Source organism: Rheinheimera nanhaiensis E407-8, from assembly GCF_000296695.1.
Lineage (GTDB): Bacteria > Pseudomonadota > Gammaproteobacteria > Enterobacterales > Alteromonadaceae > Alishewanella > Alishewanella nanhaiensis.
In genome coordinates, this window is sequence record NZ_BAFK01000026.1 from 28,474 (window position 1) to 49,201 (window position 20,728).

Below are 20,728 nucleotides of genomic sequence, written 5' to 3' on the forward strand. Positions count from 1 at the left end.
GGAGATTTACTGCAATGCCAAAACGTACCGACCTTAAAAGTATTCTGATTTTAGGCGCTGGCCCGATAGTGATTGGTCAGGCCTGCGAATTCGACTACTCAGGCGCCCAGGCCTGTAAAGCATTAAAAGAAGAGGGCTACCGCGTTATTCTGGTGAACTCTAACCCGGCCACCATTATGACTGACCCTGAAATGGCTGATGCCACTTACATCGAGCCTATTCACTGGCAAGTGGTCGAGAAAATTATTGCCAAAGAGCGCCCCTGTGCGGTACTGCCCACCATGGGCGGCCAGACGGCACTTAACTGTGCGCTGGACTTAGAGCGCCATGGTGTACTGGCGAAATACAATGTCGAAATGATTGGCGCCACCGCCGATGCCATCGATAAAGCCGAAGACAGAAGCCGCTTTGATAAAGCCATGCGCTCTATTGGCCTGGCCTGCCCGCGTGCCGGTTTGGCGCACTCGATGGAAGAAGCCTATCAGGTGCTGGAAGACATTGGTTTTCCGTGCATCATCCGCCCGTCGTTTACTATGGGCGGTTCTGGCGGCGGTATTGCGTATAACCGCGAAGAGTTTGAAGAAATTTGTACCCGCGGGCTGGATTTATCACCCACCAAAGAGCTGCTGATTGACGAGTCGTTAATCGGCTGGAAAGAGTACGAGATGGAAGTGGTACGCGACAAAAACGATAACTGCATTATCGTCTGTGCCATCGAAAACTTCGACCCTATGGGCGTACACACCGGCGACTCTATTACCGTAGCGCCGGCGCAAACACTGACCGATAAAGAATACCAGATTATGCGTAACGCCTCGCTGGCGGTACTGCGTGAAATTGGTGTGGAAACCGGCGGTTCAAACGTACAGTTTGGTATTAACCCGCTAGATGGCCGCATGGTGATTATTGAGATGAACCCGCGGGTATCGCGCTCATCGGCACTGGCCTCTAAAGCTACCGGTTTCCCCATTGCCAAGGTCGCGGCCAAACTGGCCATTGGTTACACCTTAGATGAGCTGGCTAACGACATTACCGGCGGTAAAACCCCGGCCTCGTTTGAGCCGAGCATCGATTATGTCGTGACTAAGGTGCCACGGTTTAACTTTGAAAAGTTTGCCGGCGCTAACGACCGCTTAACCACCCAGATGAAATCGGTTGGTGAAGTGATGGCCATTGGCCGTAACCAGCAGGAATCGCTGCAAAAAGCGCTGCGTGGTCTGGAAATTGGTGTCTGTGGCTTAGACCCTATCATCGATATCACGCTGCCGGAAGCCAAAGATAAAATTATCCGTGAATTAAAAGAGCCGGGCTCACACCGTATTTGGTACATCGCCGATGCCATGCGTTTGGGCATGAGCATGGATGAGATTTTCAGCCTGACCAATATCGACCGTTGGTTCCTGGTACAAATTGAAGACCTGGTTAAAGAAGAGCTGGCGCTTGGCAAAGACGGTTTTGCAGCGCTTGATGCAGCGCGCATTGCGCGGTTAAAACGCAAAGGCTTCGCCGATAAACGTATTGCTGATGTGCTGGGCGTCAGTGAAAACGAAGTACGCAAAAAGCGTTACAGCTTTAATATTCACCCGGTGTACAAGCGGGTGGATACCTGTGCCGCCGAATTTGCCTCTAACACGGCTTATATGTACTCAAGCTATGACGAAGAGTGTGAAGCTGCACCGACCAACCGCGATAAAATTATGATTATCGGCGGCGGGCCAAACCGCATCGGTCAGGGGATTGAGTTTGACTACTGCTGTGTACATGCGGCGCTGGCGCTGCGGGAAGACGGTTATGAAACCATTATGGTGAACTGTAACCCGGAAACCGTTTCTACCGACTATGACACCTCAGATCGTTTGTACTTCGAGCCGATTACGCTGGAAGACGTGCTGGAAATTGTGCGCAAAGAGCAGCCAAAAGGCGTGATCGTACAATACGGCGGCCAGACACCATTGAAATTAGCCCGTGCACTGGAAGCCAACGGCGTGCCAATTATCGGCACTTCACCGGACGCGATAGACCGCGCCGAAGATCGTGAGCGCTTCCAGCAGGCGGTAGAGCGTTTGGGCTTAAAACAGCCAAAAAACGCCACTGTCACCAGCTTAGAAGAAGCCATTACCAAAGCGGCTGATATTGGCTTCCCGATGGTGGTGCGTCCATCTTACGTGTTGGGTGGCCGGGCAATGGAAATTGTTTACGATGAGCAGGACTTACGCCGTTATATGAACGAAGCGGTAAGCGTATCGAATGACTCGCCGGTGCTGTTAGACAACTTCCTTGATGATGCGATTGAAGTGGATATCGATGCCATTTGCGACGGCAAAGAAGTCGTCATTGGCGGTATTATGGAGCACATCGAGCAAGCCGGTGTGCACTCAGGTGACTCGGCCTGTACTTTGCCACCCCACAGCCTGAGCAAAGATATTCAGGATGTGATGCGCGAGCAGGTGCGTAAGCTGGCGCTGGAGCTGGGCGTTGTCGGCCTGATGAACACCCAGTTTGCGGTAAAAGATGGCGAAGTGTATTTAATTGAAGTAAACCCGCGCGCTGCCCGTACCGTGCCGTTTGTGTCTAAAGCCACCGGCGTGGCAGTCGCCAAAGTGGGTGCACGCTGTATGGCCGGCCGCTCATTGGCAGATCAGGGCGTTACCAAAGAAATTATCCCGCCGTTCTTCTCAGTAAAAGAAGTGGTGATCCCGTTTAACAAGTTTCCGGGTGTTGACCCTATTCTAGGCCCTGAGATGCGTTCTACCGGTGAAGTCATGGGCGTGGGTGATACCTTTGAGCAAGCCTTTGCCAAAGGCCAGTTAGGTGCCAGCACCGTGATACCAACCGGGGGCCGTGCCTTGCTTTCAGTGCGCGACAGCGATAAAGTGCGCGTCATTGACCTGGCTAAACGCATGGTCGCCAAAGGCTTTGAGCTGGACGCCACCGGCGGTACTGCGATGGCATTGCAGGCGGCGGGTATCGAGTGTCGCCGGGTGAACAAAGTATCAGAAGGCCGGCCACATATACTGGACCGCATTAAAAATGGCGAGTACAGCTATATTGTTAACACCACGGATGGCCGTCAGGCGATTGAAGACTCTAAAGTTATCCGCCGTGGTGCACTGCAGTACAAAGCCAACTATACCACGACATTAAATGCCGCCTTTGCCACGGTAATGTCTAACGCCGCCAGTGCGTTTGACGATGTGGCCTCGGTGCAGGAATTACATAAGAGAGTAAACGGATGAGCCAAATTCCGATGACAGTGCAGGGCGCAGAACAACTGCGTGCTGAGCTGAACGAATTAAAATCAGTAAAACGGCCGGCGGTGATCCAGGCCATTGCTGAAGCGCGTGAGCACGGTGATTTAAAAGAAAACGCCGAATATCACGCCGCGCGTGAGCAGCAAGGCTTTATCGAAGGCCGCATTCAGGACATTGAGGCTAAGCTGTCCAATGCGCAGATCATTGATGTAACTAAGCTGCCTAACAGCGGCAAAGTGATCTTTGGTTGTACTGTGACTATCCTCAATCTGGATACCGACGAAGAAGTTACCTACCGCATTGTGGGTGATGATGAAGCCGATATCAAAAACAACCTGATATCAGTGAATTCGCCAATAGCCCGCGGTTTAATTGGTAAGTCTGCTGATGATGTAGCGAACATCACCACACCCAAAGGGGTGGTGGAGTTTGAAATTACCAAGGTACAGTATTTGTAACAGGCGTTGGTAAGCTGCCAGCGGAATAAAAAAAGCGCCCACGGGCGCTTTTTTTGACTGCAAGAGTGCTTAACCGCGCGGCAGGCTAATTTTTTTGTCTTTACTGGGGCGGAACAACACCAGCATTTTGCCGATAACCTGCACTTGCTCGGCTTTGGTTTCCCGCACTATGGCGTCCATGATTAACACTTTTTGTTCCCGGTCTTCCGTTGGCACTTTCACTTTAATCAGTTCGTGAAAGTTAAGGGCATTGTCAATTTCGGCCACTACACCTTCGGTCAAACCATTACTACCGAGCAGGATCACCGGCTTTAAATCATGGGCTTTGGCTTTTAAAAATTGTTTCTGTTTGTTGGTTAAACTCATAAAATGCTTATTTCCGCTGCGAACGCTTGAATTTGCGTTATTGTAGCGCCATCTAACCGATAACACTAATTAAGAGTGTCAGCATGACCAAGAAAAAGCGCTCGGCCAGTTCAACCCGCTGGCTGAAAGAGCATTTTGACGATCACTTTGTGCAAAAAGCACAGAAGCTCGGTTTACGTTCGCGTGCCGCCTTTAAACTGGAAGAGATTAACCAGAAAGACAAGCTGATCAGAAGCGGCATGACAGTGGTTGATTTAGGCTCGGCGCCGGGCAGCTGGTCACAGTTTTGCGTTGGTCAGGTAGGTAGCGGCGGCACTGTAATTGCCTGCGATATTTTGCCGATGGACCCGATTAACGGTGTCAGTTTTTTACAGGGCGATTTTCGTGAAGAAGCGGTATTGGAAGCGCTGCTGAGCCGGATCGGCGGTCAGAACGTAGATGTAGTACTGTCGGATATGGCGCCCAATATGAGCGGTAATGACACCACCGATCAGGCCCGCTCTATGTACCTGGTCGAACTGGCGTTAGATATGTGCCACAAAGTGTTGAAGCAAAATGGCAGTTTTGTGGTCAAAGTATTTCAGGGCGAAGGCTTTGAGCACTATGTAAAGGCCGTACGCGAGGCCTTTAACGTGGTAAAAATTCGCAAGCCCGAGTCGTCCCGTGCCCGCTCCAGTGAGACATATATCGTGGCGACGGGCTTTAAAGTCTAGTAAAGTAGATGGGTAGTTATCTTATTATCGGTATAAAGAGGTTATAACCTTGAGTGACATGGCAAAGAATCTGATTGTCTGGTTAGTGATCGCCGTTGTATTAATGTCGGTGTTCAATAGCTTTGGCCCCGGCGACAGTGTCGATCGGCAAACCAGTTACACTCAGTTTATCAATGAGGTAAATCAGGGGCAGATCCGCGAAGTAAAGGTTGACCGCACAGGTGTGATTACCGGCGTGAAACGCAGCGGTGAGCGCTTCGAAACCGTGATCCCAACAGGTTATGACGAGAAACTGCTGGATGATCTGATCAAAAACAACGTTAACTCTTTTGGCAGTAAGCCGGAAGAGAGCAGCTGGCTGGCGACCATTTTTATCTCCTGGTTCCCGATGCTACTGCTTATCGGCGTGTGGATTTTCTTTATGCGCCAGATGCAGGGCGGCGGTGGCAAAGGTGCGATGTCCTTTGGTAAAAGCAAAGCCCGCTTAATGGGTGAAGATCAGATTAAAACCACTTTTGCTGATGTGGCCGGTTGTGATGAAGCCAAAGAAGAAGTGTCTGAACTGGTCGATTACCTGCGTGACCCGTCGCGCTTCCAGAAGCTGGGCGGTAAAATTCCCAAAGGCATCCTGATGGTGGGCCCACCAGGTACCGGTAAAACCTTGTTGGCCAAAGCCATCGCCGGTGAAGCTAAAGTGCCGTTTTTCACCATTTCAGGTTCAGATTTCGTTGAAATGTTTGTCGGTGTTGGTGCCTCGCGCGTACGGGATATGTTCGAGCAGGCGAAAAAAGCCGCGCCTTGCATCATCTTTATCGACGAAATTGACGCCGTAGGCCGCCAGCGTGGTGCCGGTTTAGGCGGTGGTCATGACGAGCGTGAGCAAACGTTAAACCAGATGCTGGTAGAGATGGACGGCTTTGACGGTAACGAAGGCATTATTGTTATCGCTGCTACTAACCGGCCAGACGTGTTAGATCCTGCATTACTGCGGCCAGGCCGTTTTGACCGCCAGGTGGTAGTGGGCTTACCGGATGTCAAAGGCCGGGAACAGATTTTAAAAGTGCATATGCGTAAAGTGCCGCTGGCCGAAGGTGTTGAGCCTTCTGTGATTGCCCGCGGTACGCCAGGCTTCTCCGGTGCTGATTTAGCTAACCTGGTCAACGAAGCGGCACTGTTTGCTGCCCGTGGTAACCGCCGTGTGGTGTCGATGGATGAGTTTGAAAAAGCCAAAGACAAAATCATGATGGGTGCCGAGCGCCGCTCTATGGTGATGACGGAAAAAGAAAAGGAAATGACCGCTTACCACGAAGCCGGCCATGCCATTGTTGGCCGCTTAGTGCCAGAGCACGATCCGGTATATAAAGTGAGCATTATCCCGCGTGGTCGTGCGCTGGGTGTCACTATGTATTTACCGGAGCGTGACCGCGTATCGCACAGTAAACGCCATTTAGAAAGCATGATTAGCTCGCTGTTTGGTGGCCGTATCGCCGAAGAAGTGATCTATGGTTTTGAACAGGTAACAACAGGTGCATCCAACGATATTGAACGCGCCACTGACTTAGCCCGCAAAATGGTGACGCAGTGGGGCTTCTCAGAAAAACTAGGGCCATTGCTGTACGCCGATGAAGAGGGCGAAGTGTTTTTAGGCCGCTCGGTCAGTAAAAACAAGCATATGTCTGAAGATACGGTTAAAGCGATTGATGCTGAGATCCGCGACTTTATTGACCGCAATTACGACAGAGCGAAGAAAATTATCGAAGAGAATATGGACATACTGCACGCGATGAAAGATGCGCTGATGAAGTATGAAACCATAGACGCCAAGCAAATCGACGATTTAATGGCACGGCGTGAAGTGCGCCAGCCAGAAAATTGGGAGCCACGTGATAAGGGCTCTGATGATAAGCCTGATGCCAAAGCGACTAAAGATGATGCTGTGGTAGCGGCGAAACCTTCTGAAGGTAACTTGCACTAAGCTTACCCGAGTCGTTAGTTTCCCAGCCCCGGTCTTCCGGGGCTTGTTTTTACTGCTAGCGTTTTGGCAGCAGGAGTTGTTATGCAATTAACCTTACCCCGCCAGCGCCAACTGGATCTTAGCCGTCCGGTGGTAATGGGCATTTTAAATGTAACACCCGATTCGTTTTCCGATGGCGGCCGCTACACCCAACTGGACGCTGCCCTGTATCAGGCCGAGCAAATGCTGACAGATGGCGCGGCTATTTTGGATATTGGCGGCGAGTCAACCCGGCCCGGCGCGCTTGATGTGACCGAAATGCAAGAGCTTGAGCGGGTAGTGCCGGTGATAAGCGCTATACGCCAGCGTTTTGATTGTGTGATCTCGATTGATACCAGTAAAGCCGTCGTGATGTCAGCGGCAGTTCAGGCAGGTGCGGATATTATCAATGATGTCAGAGCATTGCAGGAGCCTGGTGCGCTGGCGGTAGCGGTACAGGCGGCAGTGCCGGTCTGTCTGATGCATATGCAGGGGGCGCCGCGCAGTATGCAGCAGGCGCCAGACTATCAGGACGTGGTGAACGAAGTGCTGCAGTATCTGCTCAGCCGGGCGCAGCAGTGTCAGCAAGCCGGCATTGATAAAGCACAGATTATTCTTGATCCCGGCTTTGGCTTTGGTAAAAACCTCAGCCACAATTATGCCTTGTTACAACAGTTAGAACGGTTTTGCAGCCAGGGTTATGCCGTGCTTGCCGGTATGTCGCGTAAGTCGATGATTGGCCAGTTATTAAACGAGCCTGTCGACCAGCGTTTGGCAGGCAGTCTGGCCTGCGCTACTATAGCCGCATTAAAAGGCGCCCACATTATCCGGGTGCATGATGTTAAAGAAACCGTGCAGGCGGTCAGGGTGGTTACCGCCACGCAGTATGGAGCGTAAAGGATGAGTAGAAAGTATTTTGGTACCGATGGTGTGCGCGGCCGGGTGGGCGATTTTCCTATCACGCCGGAATTTGCGATGAAATTAGGCTGGGCTGCAGGTAGAGTATTATCACAGCGCGGTACCCGTAAAGTGCTGATTGGTAAAGATACCCGTATATCCGGTTATTTACTGGAAACCGCGCTGGAAGCCGGCTTAATTGCCGCCGGTATTGATGTGCGGCTCTTAGGCCCTATGCCAACGCCGGCCGTGGCTTATTTAACCCGTACCTTCCGTGCTGAGGCTGGTATAGTGATCAGCGCCTCGCATAATCCTTACTATGACAATGGCATTAAGTTTTTCTCGGCCGACGGCACTAAGTTGCCGGACGACGTTGAGCTGGCGATAGAGCACGAGCTGGAGCAACCGATGGTGTGCGAGAGCTCTGAAAAACTGGGCAAAGCTCAGCGTATTGATGATGCTGCCGGCCGTTACATCGAATTTTGTAAAAGCCATCTGCCGAACCACTTATCCCTTAACGGCATGAAAGTGGTGATCGATTGCGCACATGGCGCCACCTACCATATAGCACCCGCGGTGTTTAAAGAGCTGGGTGCTGAAGTGGTGGTCATAGGTGCCAGCCCCAATGGTTTGAATATTAATGATCACTGCGGTGCAACTCATACCGAGTTGCTGCAACAAACCGTGGTAGAGCATAAGGCCGATTTAGGTATTGCCTATGATGGTGATGGCGATCGCGTGATGATGGCGGACCATACCGGCCGTATTATCGATGGCGACGAGATAGTTTATATCATTGCCCGTGCCGCCAAGGCGCAAAACAAATTGCACGGCGGTGTCGTCGGCACCCTGATGAGCAACCTGGGGCTGGAGCTGGCCCTAAAACAGCTGGACATTCCGTTTGAGCGCAGTAAGGTCGGCGATCGCTATGTAATGGAGCTGCTACGGGAGAAAAACTGGCGTATCGGCGGTGAAAACTCCGGTCATGTACTGAATTTAGACCACACCTGTACCGGCGATGGCATTATTGCCTCTTTGCAGGTACTGACTGCGATGATTGAAGCCAACATGACACTGGCGGAGTTTAGCCAGGGCATGCATAAGCTGCCGCAGGTGCTGGTGAATGTGAAGTTTGAAAAAGGCACGGCACCGCTGGAGAAGCAACACGTCAAACAAGTGATTGCCGAAGTGGAAGCCGAGCTTAACGGCAGTGGCCGGGTGCTGATCCGTAAAAGCGGCACTGAGCCGTTAATTCGCGTAATGGTTGAGGGCGAACAGGAAGCGGTAGTGCGCCAATATGCTGAGCGTATTGCCGCTGCGGTAAAAATCGCCAGTTGATTGTTCAAATGCGCCATTTTTGCTTGTTTGCACCGGCGTGGTTGGTTAATATCGCGCCGGACTTACAACAGGATACTACTTCATGTCACGCAAAGCCCTGATCGCCGCGAACTGGAAAATGAACGGTTCTGCCGCTCTGGTCAAGGAAATGACAAACACGCTGCAATCGCTGGCTATTAGCGCTGTTGACGTGTTGCTCTGTCCACCGGCGACGCTGCTAACCCGCTTTGCGCCATCCAGTCAGTTTGCGTTGGGCGCCCAAACCCTTAGCCATGAAACCAGCGGCGCCTTTACCGGCGAGCTAAGTGCGCAACTGTTGTCAGAAGCGGGTGCCCGCTTTGTCATTGTTGGCCACTCTGAGCGGCGCAGCCTGAATTTTGAAACTGACGGCCTGGTGGCAGCAAAACTTGCTACCGCCGTTGCGGCCGGCCTTACGCCGCTGCTGTGTGTCGGCGAGAGCTTAGCAGAGCGCCAGCAAGAAAAAACACAGCAGGTTATTGCGCGTCAACTTGATGCGGTGTATGCTTCGCAGCCCGAATTACTGGCGAAATCAGTAATTGCGTACGAACCCATTTGGGCTATCGGTACCGGCGAATCCGCTTCGCCCGAGCAAGCGCAACAGACGCATGCTTTTATCCGTGCTCATCTGGCGCAGTATGATGCAACAGCCGCAGCAGCGGTAAGAATATTGTACGGTGGCAGTGTTAACGCAGAGAATTGCGCTGCATTGTTTGCCCAGGCAGATATTGACGGGGCTCTGGTTGGCGGCGCCAGCCTGAAACCGGCAGAGTTTGCCCAAATTTGTCTTGCAGCCACGCAAGGCGCAAAGGATTAAACATGTACGAAATTTTAATGGTAGTGTATTTGTTAGTCGCAATGGCGTTAATCGGCCTGGTGTTAATTCAGCACGGCAAAGGCGCTGATATGGGCGCAGCCTTTGGTGCAGGGGCATCGGCCACGGTGTTTGGTTCTTCTGGTACCGGTAACTTTTTAACCAAAACCACCACTGTGTTAGCGACCATTTTCTTCGTGCTGAGCATAGTGCTGGGTAACTACAGTGCCGGCCAAAGCAAGAAAGTTGACGAGTGGCAGGACTTATCAGTACCTGTCACCGAGCAGGTTGAGCAGAAGAAAGACGACACCAGCGACATCCCCGTCGGTAATTAAGTCACAGTATTTTTAGCCGAGATGGTGAAATTGGTAGACACGCTATCTTGAGGGGGTAGTGTCTTCGGACGTGCGGGTTCAAGTCCCGCTCTCGGCACCAAATTAATCAATACTTTGCCACGGCAAAGCTTGCGATAAGCCAGTCAGCGCTATATAATAAGCGCCAATTACGGACGCGGGATGGAGCAGCCTGGTAGCTCGTCGGGCTCATAACCCGAAGGTCGTCGGTTCAAATCCGGCTCCCGCAACCAACTTAGCTTCAATTAACATTGGCGATATGTTAGTTGATCAGATGCCCATTCGCCCCGCTAGTTCGGGGCGTTTTCGTATCTGCAGACCTAGTTTTACGCAGTAATGGGCTACAGGCCCTTTTTTTATTGGCTGTTGTTGCCGCCAGCGGCGTTAACAATAGTGTTCCGGAGGTCACGTTGACGAAACAAGAACAGAAACTGACTGAGCTGTTGCAGCCCACTGTCGAAGCGAGCGGCTTTGAGTTGCTGGGGCTGGAACTGGTGCAGGCTGGCCGGCATTCAACGTTGCGGTTGTACATAGACCATGCCGACGGCGTAACGGTAGATGACTGCGCTGTGGTCAGCCGTGAAGTCAGTGCCATTTTAGATGTGGAAGATCCGATAGCGAACGAGTATCTGCTGGAAGTGTCTTCACCTGGCCTGGATAGGCCCCTGTTTACCCCGGCGCATTTTGCTGCCGTGGTAGGGCAAAAAATTGAAGTAAAACTGGCTATTCCACAGGATGGCCGGCGTAAGTTTAAAGGCGTACTAACAGCTATTGAAGACGATATGTTGATAGTGGAAGTAGATGGCAAACCCTATCGTTTGCTGATGGATAACGTAGATAAAGCAAACGTGGTACCGGTGTTTTAAGGTATCGGGGCAAAGCGAGGCAACACACAATGGCAAAAGAAATATTATTAGTTGTTGATGCAGTTTCAAACGAAAAATCAGTACCGCGGGAGAAAATCTTCCAGGCACTCGAGTTTGCATTGGCTGCAGCCACCAAGAAGAAAAACGAAGGCGATATCGAAGTTCGCGTAAGCATTGATCGTAAAACCGGCGCCTATGAAACCTTCCGCCGCTGGCTGGTGATCCCGGACGATCAGGTACAAGAGCATCCGTACCGTGAAATAACGCTGTCGGCAGCGCAATATGATGATCCTTCGGTACAGGTAGGCGACTACTACGAAGAGCAAATTGACTCGATCGAATTTGACCGTATCACCACCCAGATGGCCAAGCAGGTTATCGTACAAAAAGTACGTGAAGCTGAACGCTCACAAGTGGTTGAAGCCTATATCGATCAGGTGGGTGAGTTAGTCACCGGCGTAGTGAAAAAAGTTAACCGCGACAGCATCATCGTTGATTTGGGTAACAATGCTGAAGCCATGCTGGGTAAAGATGAAATGCTACCGCGCGAGACTTATCGCCCGGGAGACCGTATTCGTGCTTTGCTGTTTGACGTTAAACCAGAAGCCCGTGGCGCCCAGCTGTTTTTAAGCCGTTCACGGCCAGAAATGCTGCTGGAACTGTTCCGTATTGAAGTGCCGGAAATTGGCGAAGAGATGATTGAACTGCGTGGCGCTGCGCGTGACCCGGGTGCCCGTGCCAAGATTGCGGTGAAGAGCAACGACCGTCGTATCGATCCGGTTGGCGCTTGTGTTGGTATGCGTGGCTCACGCGTACAGGCGGTGTCAAACGAGCTGGCCGGTGAGCGCGTCGATATCGTGTTATATGACGATAACGATGCCCAGTTTGTGATCAACGCAATGGCGCCGGCCGAAGTGGCTTCTATCATCGTTGATGAAGACGCGCACTCAATGGATATCGCGGTTGAAGATTCCAACCTGGCAATGGCGATTGGCCGTAACGGTCAAAACGTACGTTTAGCCAGCCAGCTGACCGGCTGGGAGCTGAACGTGATGTCAGTATCTGCCATGAAGCAAAAACACCAGGAAGAAACCGCCAAAGTACGTCAGGTATTTGTCGACGCGCTGGAAATTGACGAAGAGTTCGCCGATGTGCTGGTAGACGAAGGCTTCTCTACCCTGGAAGAAATTGCCTATGTGCCGATCAGCGAGCTTTTAAGCATCGATGGTCTGGACGAAGAGATTGTTGAAGAGCTGCGTGGCCGTGCCAAAGCGGTGTTAACCACCCGTGCCCTGGCCAGTGAAGAATCGCTGGAAGATGCGCAGCCAAGCGAAGCGCTGTTAGCGCTGGAAGGATTAGATACCCATACGGCCTATGTTCTGGCCAGTAAAGGGGTAACCACGTTAGACGACCTGGCTGAGCTGGGTGTCGATGATTTACTGGATATTGCCACCATGTCGGAACAACAAGCCGCCGACCTGATCATGGCTGCCCGTAACATCGTTTGGTTTAGCGAAGAAAATAAGTAGTCAACGGAGGTAACAACACAAATGGCAGAAGTCACTATAGAAAAGCTAGCCAGTGATGTCGGTACTACTGTTGAACGGTTAGTGCAGCAATTCGCTGATGCCGGTATCAGTAAAGCCGCCGGTCAGGTAGTCAGCGAAGATGAGAAAAAAGCCCTGCTGGACCACTTAAGTGCGCAGCATGGTGGTAAAAGCGCCGAGCCTTCACGCTTAACGTTAAAGCGTAAAGAAAAAACCACCCTGAGTGTGTCAGGTGGCGCCGGCCGTAACCGCGAAATTCAGGTTGAAGTGCGTAAGCAAAAAACCTATGTGAAAAAGCCAATGCTGGATGAAGCTGCGTTAAAAGCGCAGGAAGAAGCCCGTCTGGCCGAAGAAAAAGCCCGTGCTGAGGCAGATGCCGCCCGTGCTGAAGCGGAGCGCAAAGCCAAAGAAATCGCGGCGGCTAAAGCGAAAGAAGACGCCGAGCGTAAAGCCGCTGAAGCCAAGCGCCGCGAAGAAGCGAAACAGGCGCAGCTGTTAAAAGACGACCCGGAAGAAGCCGCCCGTCGTGCCGCCAAAGAAGAAGCGCGCAAAGAAGCCGAGCGTATTCGCCAGCAGCAGGAAGCCGAAGCACTGCGTAAGCTGGAAGAGGAAGCGGCTAAACAAGCCGCGGCAGCCCGTAAGCTGGCCGAAGAAAACAGCGAGCGCTGGGCGCAGGAAGAAAAAGCCAAGCCAGCCGATAACGACGATTATCACCTGACCAGCAACGAGTTTGCCAAGCAGGCAGAAGATGAAGTGGACGCCAAAGAAGAGCGTGCCGGTCGTCGTGGCGCCGGTAAGAAAACACCGGTAGTCAAAGGCAAAAAGAAAGACGATGCCAATGACAAAGAAGCCTTTAACCGTGCTAACCGTCATGTGAAGAAAAAGAAGACGCCAAGCAGCATGCAGCATGGCTTTAATAAGCCAGCGCAACCGGTTGAGCGCGAAGTGAAAATTGGTGAAACCATCACAGTCGCCGAGCTGGCCGCCAAAATGGCGGTGAAAGCGTCAGAAGTGATTAAAGTGATGATGAAGATGGGCGCTATGGCGACCATTAACCAGGTGATTGATCAGGAAACGGCCGCCATTGTCTGTGAAGAAATGGGCCACAAGTTTACTTTGACCAAAGAAAACGAGCTGGAAGAAGCGGTCATGTCAGACCGTGACGGCCAGGGTGAGCTGGAGCCACGCGCACCGGTTGTCACCGTAATGGGTCACGTTGACCATGGTAAAACCTCACTGCTGGATTATATCCGTAAAGCCAAAGTGGCCGCGGGCGAAGCCGGTGGTATTACCCAGCATATCGGTGCTTACCATGTCGAAACCGAGCGCGGTATGGTGACCTTCCTGGATACACCAGGCCACGCTGCCTTTACCTCAATGCGTGCCCGTGGTGCCAAAGCCACTGACATCGTTATTCTGGTAGTAGCCGCTGACGATGGCGTGATGCCGCAAACCAAAGAAGCGATTCAGCATGCGAAGGCGGCTGGTGTGCCGCTGGTGGTTGCTGTGAACAAGATGGATAAGCCAGAAGCCGATCCGGAGCGGGTGCGTAACGAATTATCACAGTACGACGTTATCTCAGAAGAGTGGGGCGGCGATACCCAGTTTGTGCCGGTATCGGCCAAATCAGGTATGGGTATTGACGACTTACTGGAAGCCATTTTGAACCAGGCTGAACTGCTGGAATTAAAAGCAGTGAAAGATGGTCTGGCGCGTGGTGTGGTTATTGAGTCACGCTTAGATAAAGGCCGTGGCCCGGTAGCGTCTATCCTGGTACAGGAAGGTACGTTAAAGCAGGGCGAAATCGTGCTGTGTGGTTTTGAATATGGCCGTGTGCGTGCGATGCGCGACGAGAACGGTAAAGAAGTTAAAACAGCTGGCCCGTCTATTCCGGTGGAAATCCTTGGCTTGTCAGGTGTACCTCAGGCGGGTGATGAAGTCACCGTAGTGAAAGACGAGCGTAAAGCGCGGGAAGTGGCACTGTACCGTCAGGGTAAATTCCGCGACGTTAAGCTGGCGCGTCAGCAGAAGTCGAAGCTGGAGAACATGTTTGCCAACATGACGGAAGGTGATGTGTCTGAGCTGAACATCGTACTGAAAGCCGACGTACAGGGCTCGGTAGAAGCCATTACCGAATCCTTGATGAAGCTGTCAACCGATGAAGTAAAAGTGAAGATCGTCGGTTCAGGCGTAGGTGGTATTACCGAAACCGACGTCACGCTGGCGGCGGCCTCGTCGGCCATTATCATCGGCTTCAACGTGCGTGCTGACGGCTCTGCCCGTAAGATGGTGGAAGACGAAGGCCTCGACTTACGTTACTACGGCATTATTTATGAGCTGTTAGACGAAGTCCGCGCGGCGATGACCGGTATGTTAGCGCCTGAGTTTAAACAGCAGATCATCGGCTTAGCCCAGGTACGCGATGTGTTCCGCTCACCGAAGTTTGGTGCGGTAGCCGGCTGTATGGTAACCGAGGGTGTGATTAAGCGGAATGCACCTATCCGGGTATTGCGTGACAACGTGGTGATCTTCGAAGGCGAGCTGGAATCCTTGCGTCGCTTTAAAGATGACGTTAGCGAAGTACGCAACGGCTTCGAATGTGGTATCGGTGTGAAGAATTACAACGATGTACGCGAAGGCGACCAGATCGAAGTATTTGAAGTGGTTCAGGTAGAACGCACCCTGTAAATCGTCGAGTAACAATACAACAGGGGCCACAGGCCCCTGTTTTGTCTGAAGCAGACAGTGGAAATACAGTTATGAAAGAATTCTCGCGGGTCGACAGACTGTCGCAACAAATGAAAAAAGAAATGGCGGTGATCTTGCAGCGCGAAATTAAAGATCCGCGCCTGCACAGCATGATTACCGTATCAGACGTGGAAGTATCGCGTGACTTATCGCATGCCAAGGTGTTCGTCACCTTTTTAGGCCTGGCTGATGATAAGGTAGAAGACAATTTAAAAATTCTTAATGATGCCTCAGGCTTCGTTCGTAGCCTTATTGGTAAACGCATTCAGGCGCGTATTGTGCCGCACATCCGCTTTGTGTTTGACGAGTCGTTAAACGAGGGGATCCGTATGGCCAATCTGGTCAGCAATGCCCGTGCTGAAGATGACCGCCGCCGGCTGCAATCAGGCCAGGCACTGGACGATGGTGCCGATGCTGCCGGGAATGCAGATAAAGACGAGCCAGCCAACTAATGGCACGGAAAAATGCCCGGCCGGTGAACGGCATTTTATTGCTGGATAAACCGCTGGAAGTTAGCAGTAACGGCATTTTACAGCGGGTGCGCTGGCTGTATCAGGCACAAAAAGCCGGCCATACCGGCGCGCTGGACCCAATGGCATCAGGCCTATTGCCGCTCTGTTTTGGCGAGGCGACTAAATTCAGCCAGTTTTTGCTCGACACCGACAAAACCTATCTGGTCACTGCCCGTTTTGGGGTGCGTACCAGCACCAGTGACGCTGAAGGCGAGGTGATAAGCGAAAAGCCGGTATTGCATAGTGAAGCGCAGCTGCTGCAGGCAATGCAGGCGTTTCGTGGCGATATTTTGCAGGTGCCAACCATGTTCTCGGCACTGAAATATCAGGGTCAACCGTTATACCGCTATGCCCGCCAGGGTATTGCAGTGCCGCGTGAAGCCAGGCCCATTAGCATATTCCGCTTTGCACTGCTGGCAAACCAGGGCGACAGCGCCGATTTTATTGTGCACTGCTCAAAGGGCACTTATATCCGCACCCTGATTGACGATTTAGGCGAAGCCTTAGGCTGTGGTGCCCACGTTGCCCGTTTGCACCGCACTCAGGTTGGCCCTTTTGTAGCTGCGCAAATGGTAACGCCAGCACAATTGGACGCCTTGGCCGGGCAGTGTCACCAAAGTGGTGATTTCTCGCCAATGGATGCGTTATTACTGCCAATGGATGCCGGTATTGCCGATATGGCCGCTATTGCGCTAAGCGAGGCCCAACAGCAGCGGCTGCAACACGGCCAAAGCTGCCAGGTCGCACACAGCGATACCGTCGCCATTAAACTGCATGGCGCAGATGGCCGCTTTTTTGGTATCGGTCAGGTTGTTGACGGTGTGCTCAGTTCGCGCCGGTTACTCAATACTGCCGCCAGCTAAGCCGGTTGAGCCAGCAAAGCAGTTGTAAATAAATGGCAAAATGGTATAATCGCGCCGTTTTTTGGGCTTGCTGGATGAGTGATCGGCAATTCCCTGACTTTAGTTCACTCACATTTGGAGTTAAATATGTCTTTAAGCGCTGCTGAAAAAGCAAAAATCGTTGCTGACTTCGCTGTTAAGCAAGGCGATACCGGTTCACCAGAAGTACAAGTTGCTCTGTTGACTGCGTCTATCAACCACCTGCAAGGTCACTTTGCTCAGCACAAGCATGACTTCCACTCACGCCGCGGTCTGCTGCGTATGGTAAGTCAGCGTCGTAAGCTGCTGGATTACTTAAAAGGTAAAGATCAGAGCCGTTACGCTACACTGATCGAGCGTTTAGGCTTACGCCGTTAATTCGCATTTTGTTAAAAAGGGGCTTTAAGCCCCTTTTTTTATACATCAGACTAATTTTTCGCCAAAGTAACCCTATTACTGAACTATCTTTGTGCTTTGGTTACAGAGTATACTAGCACCGTATTAAATGACAAAAATGACATCGCAATTAGGCGATTAAGTAAAGGAAACAAACACGTGACTCCCATCGTAAAATCATTCCCGTTCGGCCAACACACTTTCACCTTAGAAACCGGCGTTATCGCCCGTCAGGCAGATGCCGCTGTGCTGGCCAGCCTGGGTGATACGTCAGTTTTAGTAACGGTAGTGGGTAAGAAAGAAGCCAAACCCGGCCAGGATTTCTTCCCGTTAACGGTAAATTATCAGGAAAAAATGTATGCCGCCGGCCGTATTCCAGGCGGTTTCTTTAAGCGTGAAGGTCGCCCGTCTGAAGGCGAAACGCTGATTGCCCGGTTAATTGACCGCCCAATCCGGCCATTATTCCCGGAAGGTTTCACCAACGAAGTGCAGGTTGTGGCTACTGTAGTTTCAGTACAGCCAGAAATTCAACCGGATATCGTTGCGCTTATTGGTACCTCAGCAGCACTGGCTATTTCAGGTATTCCGTTTAGCGGCCCTATAGGTGCAGCCCGTGTTGGTTATATCAATAACCAGTATGTACTGAACCCATCAGAAGACGAGCTGAAAAGCTCGAAGCTCGACTTAGTGGTAGCCGGTACGGCTGGTGCGGTACTGATGGTTGAATCTGAAGCCGGCATCCTGTCAGAAGATGTGATGTTAGGTGCTGTGGTGTATGGCCATGAGCAAATGCAAACGGCTATCGCTGCGATCAATGAGTTTGCCGCTCAGGCCGCTAAGCCAGCCTGGAACTGGCAGGCGCCAGAGAAGAACGTTGCACTGATTGAGAAAATTGAAGCGCTGGCTAAAGCTGATTTAGGTGATGCTTACCGTATCACCGAAAAAGCCAAACGCTATGAGCGCATCGGCGAGATTAAAGCGGCGTTAATTGAAAAGTTAACTGCAGAGCTTGGCGAAGACGACAAGCTGGACCTGTTAGAAGTAGGCGAGATTTTCCATAATCTGGAATCAAAAGTGGTGCGTGGCCGCATCACTAAAGGCGAGCCGCGTATTGACGGCCGTGACCCGGAAATGATCCGTGGTTTAAGCGTAATGACCGGTGTACTGCCACGTACCCATGGTTCAGCGCTGTTTACCCGTGGTGAAACCCAGGCGTTGGTTACCGCGACCTTAGGTACCGCCCGCGATGCCCAGACGGTAGATGACTTATTAAGCGCCAAAACTGACACCTTTATGCTGCACTATAACTTCCCACCGTACTCAGTGGGCGAGACCGGCATGATAGGCTCACCTAAGCGCCGTGAAATCGGTCATGGTCGTCTGGCCAAGCGTGGTGTACAGGCCGTTATGCCAGATTTCAATGACTTCCCGTACACAGTGCGGGTGGTATCTGAAATTACTGAATCAAACGGCTCAAGCTCTATGGCATCAGTCTGTGGCTCGTCCTTAGCGCTGATGGATGCCGGCGTGCCAATTAAAGCCTCTGTAGCGGGTATAGCTATGGGTCTGGTAAAAGAAGGCGATGATTTCGTCGTATTGTCAGACATCTTAGGTGATGAAGATCACTTAGGCGACATGGACTTTAAAGTGGCCGGTACTGCCGAAGGTATCACAGCACTGCAGATGGATATCAAAATTGACGGTATCACCAAAGAAATCATGCAGATTGCTCTGAAGCAAGCCAAAGCCGCCCGTTTACACATTCTGAACGTGATGGATCAGGCCATCAGCGGTCACCGCGAAGAGATGTCTGAATACGCACCGCGTATTTACACCATGAAGATTAACCCGGAGAAAATCCGCGAAGTTATCGGTAAAGGTGGCGCAGTGATCCGTCAGATCACCGAAGAGTCCGGTACCACTATCGAGCTGGAAGATGATGGCAGCATCAAGATTGCCGCCACCACCGCCAAAGCAGCGCAAATTGCGATCGACAAGATCAATGCGATTACCGCTGAGATTGAAGTGGGTGCAGTGTATGACGGTGAAGTAGTACGTATTGTCGACTTCGGTGCCTTTGTTAATGTACTGCCGGGTAAAGACGGTCTGGTGCATATTTCGCAAATTTCTGACGAGCGGGTTAACAATGTGTCTGAGCACTTAACCCTGGGCCAGAAAGTGAAAGTAAAAGTACTGGAAGTAGACAAGCAAGGCCGCGTACGTTTAAGTATCAAGGAAGCAAATGCTAAACCTGCTACTGAGTCGGCCAATGCTGAAGCTAATGCCTAATAAGCTGTTACGCCGCGCAGCGCCTCTGGCGCTGCTGGCAACAGTGTTGGCCGGCTGTGCTGCACAGCCGCCTGCTGCCAGCTGGCTTATTCCCGAGCCGCTGGCGGTGTCTTACCGCACTGAACTGGCCATTGCCCGTTTAAGCGAAATTCTGTACCGCGCTGAGTTATCAGAAGAGCAGTCGGCACAGTTGTACTATGACCGTGGGGTAATGTACGACAGCGTCGGTTTGCGCTCATTAGCGCGGCTCGATTTTATGCGTGCACTGCGCTTAAAGCCTGATATGGCCGATGCGTACAACTTCGTGGGTATTCACCACACGGTGAACGGCGAATTTGATGCCGCATATGAAGCTTTCGATTCAGCCTTAGAGCTGGCGCCAGAGCATGAGTTTGCTTATTTAAACCGCGGTATTGCGCTGTATTACGCCGGTAAGACTGAACTGGCTATTCCTGATTTTGAACGCTTTTTAGCACTAAAACCGGCTGATGCCTATCGCGTGATCTGGCTGTATCTGGCGCAAAGCGAGCTGTCAATTGAGCAGGCTACTGCGCAGTTAACGGTGCAGCTGCAAAATCTTGATAGTAATGAGTGGTCTACCAATCTGGTGCGCTTTTTTGCCGGCGAGCTGAGCGAGCAAGCGCTGTTAGTCAGTGTGATGCAGGATGTGTCGAGCAATCAGCTGTTAGCCGAACGCTTATGTGAAGTGTATTTTTACCTGGCAAAATGGCATGACAGCCAGGGCAGGTCAGAGCAAGCACTTAATTACTACAAGCAAGTGCTGGCGACCAATGTGTTTGAATTTGTTGAACACCGTTATGCCCGGCTGGAAATGGCCCGTTTACGTGGTGAAAACACCAGTGATAGCGGTTATGACGAGCCCTAGTGCATTTAGCGTACCCTATTTAAAAAGCCGGTTTACCGGCTTTTTTGCATTTGTATTGCTGACAGCCTGTCAGCCGCCAGCGGACGATAGCAACACCTTAATGCAGCGCGCGCAAACCGAGCCTGCCGCGGCCATGCGTCTGGCGACACAGCGGCTGGCCAATGCCGAGTTAGACGCTGCACTGCACTGGTTTCGTCAGGGCGCCCGCTTGGGTGATACCGCTGCGCTGGCGCATGCGCTGCAACTGCAGCAGCGCCAGCAGGGGCGTCTGGCGACCGCGCAGTGGTTGCAAAGCGCCCTGAACGAGGGCGCTGTCAGCGATAACCAGTTAACGGCTACGCAGCGCGCTGAGCTGGGGCTTTGGCGCTCTGGCCCGGCCGGTGTGGCGGGGTTTTCCCCTCC

General features: G+C 51.9%; 18 protein-coding genes and 2 tRNA genes. 19 read left to right on the forward strand and 1 reads right to left on the reverse strand.

All coding sequences use genetic code 11. The features are described from left to right. The first annotated feature begins 14 nt into the window (after positions 1-14). Together carB and greA are read left to right on the forward strand one after the other, a co-directional pair. The gene (carB, locus tag RNAN_RS16410) at positions 15-3,236 is read left to right on the forward strand and encodes a carbamoyl-phosphate synthase large subunit (protein WP_008223854.1); all 3,222 of its coding nucleotides are present in this window, start codon (positions 15-17) and stop codon (positions 3,234-3,236) included. Continuing rightward, positions 3,233-3,709, forward strand: coding sequence for a transcription elongation factor GreA (gene greA / locus RNAN_RS16415; protein ID WP_008223855.1), 477 nt, complete (start codon positions 3,233-3,235; stop codon positions 3,707-3,709). The genes carB and greA overlap by 4 nt, the downstream gene beginning before the upstream one ends. A gap of 69 nt (positions 3,710-3,778) precedes the next feature. On the opposite strand, the gene yhbY is transcribed toward greA, so the two are convergent. After that, the gene (gene yhbY, locus RNAN_RS16420; protein ID WP_008223856.1) at positions 3,779-4,075 is read right to left on the reverse strand and encodes a ribosome assembly RNA-binding protein YhbY; all 297 of its coding nucleotides are present in this window, start codon (positions 4,073-4,075) and stop codon (positions 3,779-3,781) included. 83 nt (positions 4,076-4,158) lie between these two features. Here yhbY and rlmE point away from each other — a divergent pair, with 83 nt between their 5' ends. The 17 genes from rlmE to RNAN_RS16505 form a co-directional block, all read left to right on the forward strand. Beyond that, entirely contained in the window at positions 4,159-4,788 is a 630-nt protein-coding gene (gene rlmE / locus RNAN_RS16425; protein WP_008223857.1) for a 23S rRNA (uridine(2552)-2'-O)-methyltransferase RlmE, read from the forward strand. A 58-nt stretch (positions 4,789-4,846) separates the two neighbouring features. After that, positions 4,847-6,763 (forward strand): ATP-dependent zinc metalloprotease FtsH, encoded by a 1,917-nt coding sequence (gene ftsH, locus RNAN_RS16430; RefSeq protein ID WP_193385559.1) that lies wholly within the window; start codon positions 4,847-4,849, stop codon positions 6,761-6,763. Positions 6,764-6,844: 81 nt separating this feature from the next. Further along, positions 6,845-7,678, forward strand: a complete 834-nt coding sequence (folP, locus tag RNAN_RS16435; protein ID WP_008223859.1) for a dihydropteroate synthase — start codon at positions 6,845-6,847, stop codon at positions 7,676-7,678. A gap of 3 nt (positions 7,679-7,681) precedes the next feature. After that, entirely contained in the window at positions 7,682-9,016 is a 1,335-nt protein-coding gene (glmM, locus tag RNAN_RS16440; protein ID WP_008223860.1) for a phosphoglucosamine mutase, read from the forward strand. Positions 9,017-9,098: 82 nt separating this feature from the next. Further along, a complete protein-coding gene (gene tpiA / locus RNAN_RS16445; protein WP_008223862.1) occupies positions 9,099-9,851 on the forward strand; it encodes a triose-phosphate isomerase in 753 nt (250 codons plus the stop codon). 2 nt (positions 9,852-9,853) lie between these two features. Next, positions 9,854-10,183 carry a preprotein translocase subunit SecG gene (gene secG / locus RNAN_RS16450; RefSeq protein WP_008223864.1) on the forward strand — a complete coding sequence of 110 codons (330 nt, stop codon included), beginning with the start codon at positions 9,854-9,856 and terminating at the stop codon, positions 10,181-10,183. 15 nt (positions 10,184-10,198) lie between these two features. Next, positions 10,199-10,283 (forward strand) — tRNA-Leu (locus RNAN_RS16455). Between the two features lie 74 nt (positions 10,284-10,357). Next, positions 10,358-10,434 (forward strand) — tRNA-Met (locus RNAN_RS16460). A gap of 177 nt (positions 10,435-10,611) precedes the next feature. Further along, on the forward strand, positions 10,612-11,067 hold the full coding sequence (gene rimP / locus RNAN_RS16465) for a ribosome maturation factor RimP (RefSeq protein ID WP_008223867.1): 456 nt from the start codon (positions 10,612-10,614) through the stop codon (positions 11,065-11,067). Between the two features lie 29 nt (positions 11,068-11,096). After that, positions 11,097-12,596, forward strand: a complete 1,500-nt coding sequence (gene nusA, locus RNAN_RS16470) for a transcription termination factor NusA (protein ID WP_008223869.1) — start codon at positions 11,097-11,099, stop codon at positions 12,594-12,596. 21 nt (positions 12,597-12,617) lie between these two features. Continuing rightward, positions 12,618-15,302, forward strand: a complete 2,685-nt coding sequence (infB, locus tag RNAN_RS16475; RefSeq protein WP_008223871.1) for a translation initiation factor IF-2 — start codon at positions 12,618-12,620, stop codon at positions 15,300-15,302. Positions 15,303-15,373: 71 nt separating this feature from the next. Further along, on the forward strand, positions 15,374-15,814 hold the full coding sequence (rbfA, locus tag RNAN_RS16480; protein ID WP_008223873.1) for a 30S ribosome-binding factor RbfA: 441 nt from the start codon (positions 15,374-15,376) through the stop codon (positions 15,812-15,814). Beyond that, a complete protein-coding gene (truB, locus tag RNAN_RS16485; protein ID WP_008223875.1) occupies positions 15,814-16,737 on the forward strand; it encodes a tRNA pseudouridine(55) synthase TruB in 924 nt (307 codons plus the stop codon). The genes rbfA and truB overlap by 1 nt, the downstream gene beginning before the upstream one ends. A 126-nt stretch (positions 16,738-16,863) precedes the next feature. Next, a complete protein-coding gene (gene rpsO, locus RNAN_RS16490) occupies positions 16,864-17,133 on the forward strand; it encodes a 30S ribosomal protein S15 (protein WP_008223878.1) in 270 nt (89 codons plus the stop codon). A gap of 177 nt (positions 17,134-17,310) precedes the next feature. Beyond that, on the forward strand, positions 17,311-19,440 hold the full coding sequence (gene pnp / locus RNAN_RS16495; protein WP_008223880.1) for a polyribonucleotide nucleotidyltransferase: 2,130 nt from the start codon (positions 17,311-17,313) through the stop codon (positions 19,438-19,440). Continuing rightward, entirely contained in the window at positions 19,421-20,326 is a 906-nt protein-coding gene (gene nlpI, locus RNAN_RS16500) for a lipoprotein NlpI (RefSeq protein WP_237739942.1), read from the forward strand. The genes pnp and nlpI overlap by 20 nt, the downstream gene beginning before the upstream one ends. Continuing rightward, positions 20,313-20,728 (forward strand): hypothetical protein (locus RNAN_RS16505; RefSeq protein ID WP_040552380.1); only part of this gene is annotated, 416 nt, incomplete at its 3' end. The genes nlpI and RNAN_RS16505, both read left to right, overlap by 14 nt.